The 11,160-nt window shown below is 72.8% G+C and carries 9 protein-coding genes and 1 pseudogene; 5 read left to right on the top strand and 5 right to left on the bottom strand.

All coding sequences use genetic code 11. The features are described from left to right. Positions 1-70: 70 nt before the first annotated feature. Positions 71-3,160 carry a protein phosphatase 2C domain-containing protein gene (locus tag BMW99_RS42950; RefSeq protein WP_075017853.1) on the bottom strand — a complete coding sequence of 1,030 codons (3,090 nt, stop codon included), beginning with the start codon at positions 3,158-3,160 and terminating at the stop codon, positions 71-73. A 282-nt stretch (positions 3,161-3,442) separates the two neighbouring features. Here BMW99_RS42950 and BMW99_RS29070 point away from each other — a divergent pair, with 282 nt between their 5' ends. Both BMW99_RS29070 and BMW99_RS29075 read left to right on the top strand, forming a co-directional pair. Then, positions 3,443-4,432, top strand: a complete 990-nt coding sequence (locus BMW99_RS29070) for a helix-turn-helix domain-containing protein (RefSeq protein WP_069467665.1) — start codon at positions 3,443-3,445, stop codon at positions 4,430-4,432. A 102-nt stretch (positions 4,433-4,534) separates the two neighbouring features. Continuing rightward, positions 4,535-5,020 (top strand): DUF456 domain-containing protein, encoded by a 486-nt coding sequence (locus BMW99_RS29075; RefSeq protein WP_069467666.1) that lies wholly within the window; start codon positions 4,535-4,537, stop codon positions 5,018-5,020. Positions 5,021-5,036: 16 nt separating this feature from the next. Here BMW99_RS29075 and BMW99_RS29080 read toward each other — a convergent pair whose 3' ends face one another. After that, positions 5,037-5,513, bottom strand: a complete 477-nt coding sequence (locus BMW99_RS29080) for a PPOX class F420-dependent oxidoreductase (protein ID WP_079176221.1) — start codon at positions 5,511-5,513, stop codon at positions 5,037-5,039. 248 nt (positions 5,514-5,761) lie between these two features. Between BMW99_RS29080 and BMW99_RS29085 the strand changes: the two genes are divergently transcribed. After that, on the top strand, positions 5,762-6,796 hold the full coding sequence (locus tag BMW99_RS29085; protein WP_075017854.1) for a LacI family DNA-binding transcriptional regulator: 1,035 nt from the start codon (positions 5,762-5,764) through the stop codon (positions 6,794-6,796). 267 nt (positions 6,797-7,063) lie between these two features. Next, positions 7,064-7,195: a hypothetical protein gene (locus tag BMW99_RS42735; protein WP_256090609.1), complete on the top strand. Its 132-nt coding sequence runs from the start codon at positions 7,064-7,066 to the stop codon at positions 7,193-7,195. A gap of 27 nt (positions 7,196-7,222) precedes the next feature. Here BMW99_RS42735 and rsgA read toward each other — a convergent pair whose 3' ends face one another. The 3 genes and pseudogenes from rsgA to BMW99_RS29095 form a co-directional block, all read right to left on the bottom strand. Beyond that, positions 7,223-8,359: a ribosome small subunit-dependent GTPase A gene (gene rsgA / locus BMW99_RS29090; protein ID WP_075017855.1), complete on the bottom strand. Its 1,137-nt coding sequence runs from the start codon at positions 8,357-8,359 to the stop codon at positions 7,223-7,225. Between the two features lie 338 nt (positions 8,360-8,697). Continuing rightward, the gene (locus tag BMW99_RS43180) at positions 8,698-9,483 is read right to left on the bottom strand and encodes a recombination directionality factor (RefSeq protein ID WP_407640331.1); all 786 of its coding nucleotides are present in this window, start codon (positions 9,481-9,483) and stop codon (positions 8,698-8,700) included. A 163-nt stretch (positions 9,484-9,646) separates the two neighbouring features. Continuing rightward, positions 9,647-9,796, bottom strand: a pseudogene (locus BMW99_RS29095) (site-specific DNA-methyltransferase); the annotation flags it as partial. Positions 9,797-10,744: 948 nt separating this feature from the next. On the opposite strand from BMW99_RS29095, the gene BMW99_RS29105 reads away from it, so the two are divergent. After that, a partial coding sequence (locus BMW99_RS29105; RefSeq protein WP_143080579.1) for an alpha/beta fold hydrolase occupies positions 10,745-11,160 on the top strand: 416 nt, incomplete at its 3' end.

Here is an 11,160-nt window from a genome sequence, read left to right on the forward strand (position 1 = left end):
GGCGGGCAGGCCGCGACGGCGGACTGCCCGGCTCCCGCACGGCGCACGACAGGCGGTGGCCGCCGGGGACTCACGCGTCCCAGACGGTCACCGCCGTACGGTCGTCGGCATACCCCTTCACCCGCGTCTGCGCGTCGGACAGGTACGCCGCGAGGCCCGGAACCGTGCCACTCCCCCAGCGCTCCGCGAGGTGCACCGCCAACTCCGGCTCCCCACGCAGTGGTTCGGAAAGCCCCGCGCTGCACATCAGCAGCGCGTCGCCCGGCTGGGCGACGGTGGCCCGGAAGCGGAACGGTGCCGCGACCTCGTCGGGAGCGAGGTCGAGGTCCTGCCAGCTGCCGCCTCTGATCCGGAACAGGCCGCCTTCGCCCAGCCCGAAGAACAGCCGGATCCGGCATTCCGGGTCGACCGGCAGCAGCAGGCAGCGCAACGACGCGGTGTAGTCGCCCTCGGGCAGGCCCAGTTCCTCGCCACGGGCCCGCAGCCGGCCGTAGCAGCGGTCGGTGAGCCGGTGCAGCCCCGACTTCAGTGCCCCCCTGCGGGCGGCCCGCAGGTCCCCCGCGAGCCGGGACCTGCTGCGCCCCACGGCGCCGGCGATCCAGCGGACCGCGTCCTGGGCGGCCTGGTGCGCCTCGTCGGCACCCCGCGCTCCGCTCGCCACGGCGACGAGCAGCAGCCCGTCGTCGCCGCTGCCGAACCGCGCGGTGAGCAGTGCGTCCCTGCGGGGCTGGCCGCGGTACCTCGCGGAGTCGCCCTTGAGCGCCACGGCCCGCAGCGTCAACCGCCCGTACCGGGCGCCGTCCAGCACGGTGTCGGGCACCAGCCCGTCCAGCTCGTCCGGATCCGCCTCGGGCCACGCGGTCGGCTCCGCCCCGTACGTGGGCGGCCCTCCGCCCACCACCTCGGGCTCCCCGACGTCGTCCGACCGCTCGGTGCGCCGCCCCTCGTCGGCGGCGACCCACCCCGGCGGCAGCTCCGGCGCCCACCGGACCTCGCCCTCGACGAACTCCGTCCGCCGCGGCGAGTCCGGCGGCGCGTCGGTGAACGGAATGTGGGGCGAGACCGGGACGACCGGCTCCACGCCCTCGGCCGTGACGGTCGGCGGCACCTCGAACAGCCCGACGGGCCGGGGCGGTTCGACCTCCAGCGCCCTGGCTTCGACGGCGCGGCCGCCGTCGTCCGACGCTTCCCCGCCCGCTTCGACCGGCTGAACGGCCCCGGCCCCGTCCCCGGCCGGGCTTCCCGGCTCCGGCTCCGGGTCCCCCGCCTGAGGTGCCTCGGACTGCGTCGCCGCCTCCACGTGAGCCTGATGCCCCCGTGCGGCGAACGCCCCCGGCTCCGGATCCGCGAACGACTCCGGCACCGGCCGCGCCGCCTCGACGGCCGGCTCCGGCTCGTCGAGGTACGGTTCGTGCGGTCCCTCGGCAGGCGACCACACCTCGGCCAGGGGCTCGGCGTACGCGTCCGGCGCCACCTCCGGCGGCGAGTCCGCCGCCGGCCCGGCGCTCGGCCCCGCGTCCTCGCCGGACAGCTCCGACGCGCCGAAGGGCTCCTGCGACACCTCACCGGCCGAACCGATCCCGGCGGGCACCTCCGGATCCTCGGACGTGCCCGGCGCCGATCCGGCCTCGGCCGCCACCTCCGGCTCGGTGTACGCCCGGTGCTGCGACGAGCCGTACGGCTCCGGCCCGCCGAACCCCTCCCCGCCCGCGTACGCTTCCGCCGCCGCCTCCGCCGTCAACTCCGGCTCGGCGTACGGCCGGTCCTGGGACTCCCCGTACGGCTGCGGCCCGTCGTAGGGCTCCGGCCCGGCAAAGAACACGTCCTCCGCATACGGCTCGGACACACGCCCCGCCTCCGCGGGCGTCTCGGGCCCCGCGCGCCGCTCCTGCACCGGCCCGGGCCCGAACCCGCCCTCGGCAGGCGCCTCCGGCTCCGCATGCTGCTCCTGCAGTGCCCCGAAGCCGGGATCGGCGCCTGCCCGCGGCTCCGCCTCCGGTGCGGTGGGGACCTCCGCCCGGGCCTCGTGAGCAGCCGGAGACACGGCAGGGGGCGCCGCCGCGGCGCTCGGCGTGCAGTCAGTGCCGGACGGCGGCTCGTGCGGCGCGGACCAGTCCTCGGCCGCGGCGGGGGCGGAGGGGGTCGTGGGCGCGGACGGCGGCGGGGGCGTCGTACCGGGGCGCGGGGTGACCCAGGCGGCCCAGGGCTGGGCCGGCGGTGGTTCGTGGGTCGCGCGCGGGGCCGGCACCTCGTCGGATTCGGCCGCCGGCGGGGCCTCGGACGCGGCCTCAGGTGGCGTCGGGGCCGGCTCGGCGAAGGTCGGCGGCGCGGACCAGACGTCCCACGGACGGGGTTCCGGCTCGGGTTCGGGCTCTGCCGCCTGCGGCACCTCGGGGGGTGGGCCGAAGGTGGGCGGGGCCGCCCACGGGTCCCAGGGCGCCCGCTCTTCGCGGGGCAGCGGCCGCTCCCGCCCCGGCTCGGGGACGGCGGCGAGGCCGTCCGGCGCGCCGATTCCGTTCAGCCCTTCGGGGTCGCCGGGGTCGACCCCGCCGCCCCAGGGCAGGTGCGCGTCGTGCTCGCCGAGCCCGTCACGCCCGCCCGGGTCGAACGACCCGCCGGCCGCTCCCCCCTCGTCCCGGACCTCCGGCCTGAACCACGCCTCCGGTACGGCCGGACCACGGGGACCGTCCGCGTCGGGCGAACCGTCAGGCCCGAACGCCGGGCCATCCGCGCCGCCCGGCGCCTCGGGCTCGTCCGCCCGTGCTCCCGGCAGGGACACGTCGTGCCGCCGTCCCGGCTCCGGCGGCACCGCGCCCTCGCGCTCGGCCGCCTGCGCGGGAACGCCGGCCTCCGGTCCGCCCGCCTCCCCGGACGCCGCCGGCGGCGGCGCCTCGGGGTCCCGGGGCGCCGGCGGCACGTTGCGGGTCGGCCGGGGCCAGGACGCGGGCGGTGGCGGCGCGGTGGGCCGTCGCAGCCGCATCGTCTCGCTGCGCGGCGGAGGCGGTGGCGACATCGCGTCCACCGCGGAGTCGAAGTGCTCGTCGATCGACCGGCCGGTCCCGCGCGCAGCCCGCAACGCGTCCGAGGCGGCATCCTCGTCGTACAACTGCCGCCACCAGTCGTCCTCTTGGCCTGGGTGGTCGTCGCCCTGCTGGCTCATGCCCTTATTGTCCACCGGAGGGCCCGTGAGGAAACGCGAAACGCCGGGGCGGGCCCCGCCCCCACAGCCAGGGCCGCCCCGGTGCCCGTTCCGCGCTGCACGCGGCACGTGCAGTCCGTGCCGATCGCGGAGACGGTGACGATCACACTGGCATGGTCGGGGGTGCGGAGGAGAGGATGGCCGCGGCGGGAAGCCGCCGTGGCTCCTTCCCGCCACCGGGTGGCCGCATGTGGCGTCCACCTGGTGAAACATGCGGACGAACGTCGACGAGGGGGGACTTCGTTGCTCAGTGCCATAGGTCTGGACGACGCGCAGGAGGGGGCGTATCGCACGCTGGTCGGCATGGGCGCGGCCGATGTCGGCGATCTGTCGCACCGGCTCGGTCTGGCCGAGGAGGACGCCGGGCGGCTGCTGCGCCGCCTGGAGGTGCACGGCCTCGTCGCGCAGTCGTCCGCCCGGCCGGGCCGCTGGGTGGCCGCTCCCCCGGGCGTGGCGCTGTCCGCGCTGCTGACCCGGCAGCGGCACGCGCTGGAGCAGGCGGAGCTGGCGGCGGCGGTGCTCGCCGCGGAGTTCCGTGCGGAGGCCACCGAGCCCGCGGTCCACGACCTGCTGGAGGTGGTGACCGGCGCGGACGCGGTGGCCCAGCGCTTCCTGCAGCTCCAGTTCGCCGCGCAGTCGGAGGTGTGCGCGCTGGTGACGGACAAGCCGATGGCCGTCACGGGTCTGGAGAACGAGGCCGAGGAGGACGCCGCCAAGCGCGGGGTGGCGTACCGGGTGGTGCTGGAGCGTGACGTGATCACGGACCCGAACAGCGTCGTGGAGCTGTCGGCGGCGCTCGGCCGCGAGGAGCAGGTGCGGGTGGTGGACCGGGTGCCGACGAAGCTGGTGGTGGCCGACCGCGCGATGGCGATGGTGCCGCTCACCCGGCGCAGCGCCCAGCCCGCGGCGCTGGTGGTGCACGCCAGCGGGCTGCTGGAGTCGCTGATGGGGCTCTTCGAGGGGGTGTGGCGGCAGGCCATGCCGCTGCGGCTGGGGGCGTCCGGCGTCTTCGGCGAGGAGTCGCCGGCGGCGCCCGACGACACCGACCTGCAGATCCTGTCGCTGCTGCTGGCCGGGCTGACCGACGCCTCGGCCGCCAAGCAGCTGGACCTGGGCCTGCGGACGGTGCAGCGCCGGGTGAAGCGGCTGATGGAGATCGCGGACGTGACGACCCGGCTGCAGCTGGGCTGGGAGGCGTACGAGCGGGGCTGGGTGGCCCGGGATCGCCCCTGATGCGCAGAGTGCCCCGCGCCGGGCGCACGCCTGTGTAACGCCCCGGTCGCGATGACCTCCGCCGGGCGGCGGACGGCCCCCGATTCGGGCAGGGTGGCCTTCATGGGGACCGCACAGGAGGTGCTGATCGGCGCGGTGATGCTGCTCGGCCTCGTGGGCGTGTCGGCCCCCGGTGTGCCGGGCACGCTGCTGTGCTGGGCGGCGGTGCTGTGGTGGGCGACGCTGCGGCACACCAGCCTGACCTGGGCGGTGCTGGCCGCGGCGACGGGTGCGCTGGCGCTGGGCCAGGTGGTGGTGTGGCTGATGCCGTCCCGCCGGATCCGCGAGTCGGGGGTGACCTGGCGGAACATCATCACCGCGGGGGTGTGCGGGATCGTCGGCTTCTTCCTGGTCCCGGTGCTCGGCGCGGTGCTGGGCTTCGTGGGCTCGCTGTACGTCCGCGAGCGGGTCAGGCAGGGCGGTGGCCGCGCCGCGTGGGCGGCGACCCGCCGGGCCATGCGGACGGTCGGCGGGTCCGTGCTGGTGGAGCTCATGGCGTGCCTGCTGGTGGCGGGCGCGTGGCTGGGCGCGGTGATCGCGGGCGGCTGACCGCGCGGGGCCGGTGTCAGTCCTCCAGGCCCCAGCCGAAGATCTTGTACGGGCGGATCCTGATCAGCTGCTCGCTGAGGTAGGACGCGTACGCGTGCGGCCCCTCGACCTGCTCGGCGACTCCGCGGATCTCCACGCCCCGGACCTTCCACGGCGTGACCGAGGCGATGTCGTCCACGACCAGCGACACGTGCGGGTTGCCCGCGATGTTCCGCCATTTGCGGGACGCGCCCATCTGCCAGCCGCCGATGTCCACGCCGCCGTCGTCGCGGAGGAAGAAGCCCACGGGATTGTTCTGCGGGCGGCCCCCGCGGTCGACGGTGGCGAGCCGGCCGAGCCGCTGTTCGCGCAGGTAGGCCAGTTCCGCCTCGGTGAAGGCGGTGCGCGGCGGTGTGCGGTGCCGCCCGCCGTCCTGCCCGCCGTCCTGCCGCGGCTCGGTCCCGGTCGCCGTCCGCCGTCCCGGTTCGTCCGGGGTCCCGTGTGTCGTCGTCATACGGACAGCCTCACACCGGTGCGGCACGCGGGCATCGGGCGCTGGGCCCGGACTGCGGGCGGGAGGAACCGGGCCGAAGGTCGTAGGACCGCGGCGCACGGGTGGGACGTGCGGGGCGTCCGGGGCGGGCGGAACTGCGAAATCGCGCGAGAGAGCGCTCTCACGCCGGACGCTCCGAACGGATACGCTGTGCCTGCCGAGGAATTGGCGCCCGTTTTTCCGTTATCCGCGCGCGAAGGAGCCCTCCCTTGTCCGACCCGAGCCTGGCGCACCGTCCCACTCTGGAGGCCGTCGCCGCGCGCGCCGGCGTGTCGCGGGCGACCGCGTCCCGGGTGGTCAACGGCAGCGACGGCGTCCGGGCGCCGCTGGCGGAGCGCGTGCGGCGGGCGGTCGACGAGTTGGGCTACGTCCCGAACCAGGCGGCCCGCACCCTGGTGACGCGGCGCAACGACGCGGTCGCCGTGGTCGTGGCCGAACCCGAGACGCGTTTCTTCTCCGACCCCTTCCTCACCCAGCAGGTACGCGGGATCAGCAAGGAACTCACCGCGCGTGACAACCAGTTGGTGCTGCTGCTGACCGAAGGCGCGGCGGACTACGAGCGGGTGGGCCGCTATCTGGCGGGCGGCCACGTGGACGGCGCGCTGCTGTTCTCGCTGCACGACGACGACACGCTGCCGGCGCTGGCCCGGAGGGCCGGGGTGCCGACCGTGATCGGCGGCCGTCCGAGCTGGTCGGACGCCGACACGCTGTACGTCGACTGCGACAACCGCGGCGGCGCGCGGGACGCGGTGACGTACCTGCTGGACGGCGGGCGGCGCCGGATCGGCCACATCGCCGGCCCGCTGGACCAGACCGCGTCCGTCGACCGCCTGGAGGGATTCCGTGACGCGCTGCCCGGCACGGACCCGCGGATGATCGCGGAGGGCGACTTCACGCCGGAGGGCGGGGCACGCGCGATGGCGGCGCTGCTCGAGCACTGCCCGGACCTGGACGCGGTGTTCGCCGCCTCCGACGTGATGGCCTCGGGCGCGCTGCGGGTGCTGCGGACGCGCGGGATCAAGGTTCCGGAGGACATCGCGGTGGTCGGTTTCGACGACATCGTGTCCGTCGCGGAGTGGACCGACCCGCCGTTGACGACGATCCGCCAGGACATCGAGGAGATGGGCCGGATGATGGCGCGCCTGCTGCTGCGCCGCGTCTCGCCGTCCGCCGGTGACGCCGACGGCCCCGCGCTGTCCTCGATCATCACCCCCACCCGACTGGTGGTACGGGCCTCGGCCTGAGCGGCGTCCTGATCGCCCTCCCGAACGGGGCGTTCGCGATCCCGGCCGCACCGGGCCGCACTTGTCCGACCGGCCTGCCCGGTACGTTTCCTGACGGATGATCACCAATGGTGCGAAGGTGATCGCCTCCCGCCTGCTCGCGCGCCGGAACCTGACACCTGTGTCCCGTCTTCCGGTTGGAAACGTCGGGCAACGGGAAGGTCACGGGCAGAAACCGGCGGTGATGGTGCGGTGAAGGACCGCGCACGGATACGAGGAGGGTTCGCCATGACCTACAGCGTCGTTCTCGGGATCGTGATCGTCGTGCTCGTGGTCGGCTGTGTCATCGGATCGTTCTGGAGCGCGGGCAGTCCGCTCGCGGTCCGGCGCCGCCAGGATCGGCGGGGCGGCGCCGGATGAGCCGCTGAGCGCTGCGCGCGCGACCGGTCAGTAGACCCGGCCGTGGCGGTGGCCGCCACCACCGCCGCGCTTGCGCTCGTACATCTCCCGGCCGGCGGCCGAGCGCTGCTTCCACTCGCGCCGCAGTTCCGCGCGCAGCCGCTGGTCGGTGCGGGAGGCGATCCAGGCGTTCTCCCGCAGCAACTTCCGGTAGCTGTCGAGCCGTCGGTGCGGCAGGGTGCCGTCCTCCAGCGCGGCCAGCACCGCGCAGCCGGGCTCCGACTCGTGCGAGCAGTCCTGGAACCGGCAGTCCGCGGCGAGTTGCTCGATCTCCGAGAAGACCTGGGAGACCCCGGACTCGGCGTCCCACAGGCCGACTCCGCGCAGGCCGGGGGTGTCGATGAGGACACCGCCGTCCGGCAGCGGCAGCATGTCGCGGGTGGTGGTCGTGTGCCGGCCCTTGCCGTCGGCGTCGCGGATGGCCTGCACCTCCTGGATCTGCGTGCCCGTCAGGGCGTTGGTGAGCGTGGACTTGCCCGCGCCGGACTGGCCGAGGAGCACCGCGGTGCCGCCGCCGAGTACCGCCCCCAGCACGTCGAGGCCTTCGCCGGTGGCCGCGCTGGCCACCACCACCTGCACACCGGGCGCCGCGGCCTCCGCGTCGGCCAGCAGGTAGGTGACGTCGGGCACGAGGTCGGCCTTGGTGAGGACGACCAGCGGCTCGGCCCCGCTCTCCCAGGCCAGGGACAGGAACCGCTCCAGCCGGCCGAGGTCCAGTTCGGCGGCCAGGGACATGCAGACCACGGCGTGGTCGACGTTGGCCGCGAGCACCTGGCCCTCGGAGCGCTTGGAGGAGGTGGAGCGGACGAACTGGCTGCGCCGGGGCAGGAGTTCGCGGACGAACCGCGGATCTACGCCCGCCGGGTCGACCGCCGCCCAGTCCCCGGTGCACACGACGCGCATCGGGTCGGGCGGCATCACCATGGCCGTGTCGGCCCGCACGGTTCCTTCGCATGTGAACACGTCGCACGCGTTGCGGTCCACCCGCACCACCCGCCCGGGCACGAGCCCCTGCGCGGCGAACGGCGCGAACTCCGCCTCCCACACGTCGTCCCAGCCGTAGGGCACGAGCGCGTGCGAGGAGTCATCACGGAAGGTGAATGACGAAAAAGACGAGAAAGACAAGGGAAACCCTTCACAAGGGCGGCCCCGGCACGGCACGCGCAGGACGGCGCGGCAAAAGAGGAAAGGTCAGCCGGAGACCACGGGAGTGGACGAAACGATCAGCTGAAAGCGGGCAGCGCCCATCACAGAGACAGCCATCGGTTCACACCTCCCAGGTCACATCAACAGCCGACACGGCAGCCCTGACGGGCGCCGCAACGAACACGGAAAACCGTAGCCCGTCCCCTCGGCGACCGCCACCCGTTTTCCCACTCAGGCCGGCGCACGGCCCCGCGTCAACAGGCTACGCAGTCAGTCCCGACACGCCCTGCGCGGCGACGCCACCCCGCACAGCCCACTCAACGACAGGCTTTCGGTAGCTCACCGCGATGCCGGACAGGGTGGAAAACTCCACCGTCTCCAGCCGCAGCACCCCCCCCGTATGCCGTCACGGGCGTCATCGAACAGTGCTCCCAGAGCCACCCGGACTCCGCGAAGTCCCAGGAGGACGAGACGATTTCGAACAAGCCGAGATCCGGCAAGTCGGCCATCCCGAACCTCAAACGTGAGCGTGGACGGGCCCCTCGGCCCTCCCACGCCGCATCCATCCGTCCCCCAGCTGTGGAGGCGCAGACACCGCACTGCAGACCTCGCACGTCTGACCCTTCACAAGCGTGGAAGACCATCCCCCGCGCGGCGAGCGCCATCCCATGCATCACAGCCTCTCGGCCCGGCACCACGATGTTCAGAGCGTCGCTTCGAATGAGCACCTCGTGCTCAGACGAGGACGGCCGTACCTTCGCCGGCTCGCCGCCATACTTGCCTGCGACCGCCTCCGCAACAACGTGATCCTCCGTCGTCACCCGCCACGTCAGTTGAGCAACCGGCTTCCCCGAACGCTGCCACCCCACGTGAACGCGCCCGCTGAGGCGCGTACCAAACTCGTCAGGCGCACCGGACGCCGCGGACGCGCCATCTATCTCCACGTCATGCCCTTCCGAACCGCCCACGACGGCCTCCCAATCAGAAACGCTTCGGGCTCGATGATCGGACAGCAGTCGCGATGTGGTCAGACCGCGTCGGTCATGTATGGCAGGCACCTGGAGACCGCCCTTGGCCGACTCGCGTTGAACGTCATGGGCCACCCGAATTCTCGCCGACGGATCCGATATTCCCTGCGGAATCTTGGCGTGGTGTAGGCCGGCGGATGTGCGACGAGGAGGCTTGAGGGGAGCCGACCGCGGATCGACCTTTCCCCGGCCGGCCTCCAGCTTCTGCGGTCCGCAGGTTCTGAACTCGCTCTACCGGTCACTCTTCCGGCCCCGCCAAGACAAAGTCGTCCTGGGTCATCTCCGCGCGCAGCCGCTGCTCTGCGACGGCAGCGTAGTGGTCGGACAGTTCGCCGCCGATGAAGTGGCGGCCTTTGCGGAGGGCGGCGACTCCTGTGGAGCCGCTGCCCACTCCTGCCTTGATCCACAGGGACACACCCGCTTGCCACAGGGAGTAAGGCACTTCGGCGAGTGGCGTCTCCACCTCGTCGGCGGAGAGCACCTTCTCCCGTGCCCGTTGCCACAGTTCGGTGTACTCGGTGGAGCGGACGCGTCCCCCGCCGGCCGCGCCGAACGGACGTCCATCGGACGCGAGCCGTGGCTGAGTTGACGGCCCGGGTGACGCCTCGCGGTCGGCATCACTCGCGCCATCCTGCGCGCACCCGCCCGGCCAGCACCCGACCTTTCAGACCCAAGCAGCCACTGAGCTGTACCGCCTGTACGCCTACGCCATCAAACACCGGCAACCACCTGGCCTACCGGGCCAACTCCCCGCGGCGCATCGATCCCGAGAGCGCCTTGTACTTCGCCTGCTCGTTTTGGCTGACAGGTGTCTCGCCAGCAGCGACCAACGGTCGCCTACGAGTTTGAGGGCGGAGGCTACCGAGTAGGGTGCGCCGCGAATTGTCACAAAGCGCACCAAGGGTCAAGAGCGATGACTAGAAGGTTTGAATTCCAAGCCACAGTGGAGTGACGCTTTTTAGGTTGCGAATAGTAAAACGTTTCGACCAAAAGAACTCCAACCGGTTGGACGTTTTTCCGGCACGTCGGTGATCGCGGTCAGTTCGGCTGAATCTGCGACCACTGCACCGTTCTGTGCCTCCCGTGCATGCGTGCTCTCATGCAAGCCAGATGGCCCGATCTGGGGGGCAACATTGTTCGCGGGGCTGGTCAGGCCGATACGACCTAACGGGAGGTGTACAGGCCATGGAGTCACCCGCGGATTCTAGCGCCCCGTGCCGGCGTCCAGCCCGAATCGAAGTGCACACAGAACACCCTAGAGAAAGAGTGACCATTGAAAACCGCGAGCAAAATCGCAGTGCTGTCTGTGGCCGTCGCTGGCGCCATCGGCGTGGCCATGACTGTTCCTTCCGCGCTGGCCTCCGCCCCGTCCGAGCCCAAGCCGACGGTTGTCCTTGTGCATGGTGCGTGGGCGGACGGGTCGAGTTGGGCGGGTGTGACCGCGCGGTTGCAGGACGAGGGCTACACGGTGGATGTCGTGCCTGACACTCTGCGCGGTGTGGCGACCGACTCGGCCAACCTGCACGCGTTCCTGGAGACGATCACCGGTCCGATCGTGCTGGTCGGCCACTCCTACGGCGGCATGGTCATCAGCAATGCCGCGGTCGGCGTCACCAACGTGAAGTCGCTCGTCTACGTCGACGCGTTCATCCCCGACGAAGGGGAGTCCGCCGGCCAGCTCAGCACAGGTTCCGCCCTGGCGGTGAAGGACCCCAGCACCGTCTTCAACACCGTCTCCATTCCCAACGGGGG

The sequence above is a fragment of the Actinacidiphila rubida genome (genome assembly GCF_900110255.1).
Classification (GTDB): Bacteria; Actinomycetota; Actinomycetes; order Streptomycetales; family Streptomycetaceae; genus Actinacidiphila; species Actinacidiphila rubida.

What these genes read in the sequence shown, in the direction of transcription:
- BMW99_RS42950 (WP_075017853.1), bottom strand. Translation starts at nt 3,160, where the DNA reads ATGAGCCAGCAGGGCGACGACCACCCAGGCCAAGAGGACGACTGGTGG.
- BMW99_RS42735 (WP_256090609.1), top strand. Translation starts at nt 7,064, where the DNA reads ATGACCTACAGCGTCGTTCTCGGGATCGTGATCGTCGTGCTCGTGGTC.
- BMW99_RS29075 (WP_069467666.1), top strand. Translation starts at nt 4,535, where the DNA reads ATGGGGACCGCACAGGAGGTGCTGATCGGCGCGGTGATGCTGCTCGGC.
- BMW99_RS29080 (WP_079176221.1), bottom strand. Translation starts at nt 5,513, where the DNA reads ATGACGACGACACACGGGACCCCGGACGAACCGGGACGGCGGACGGCG.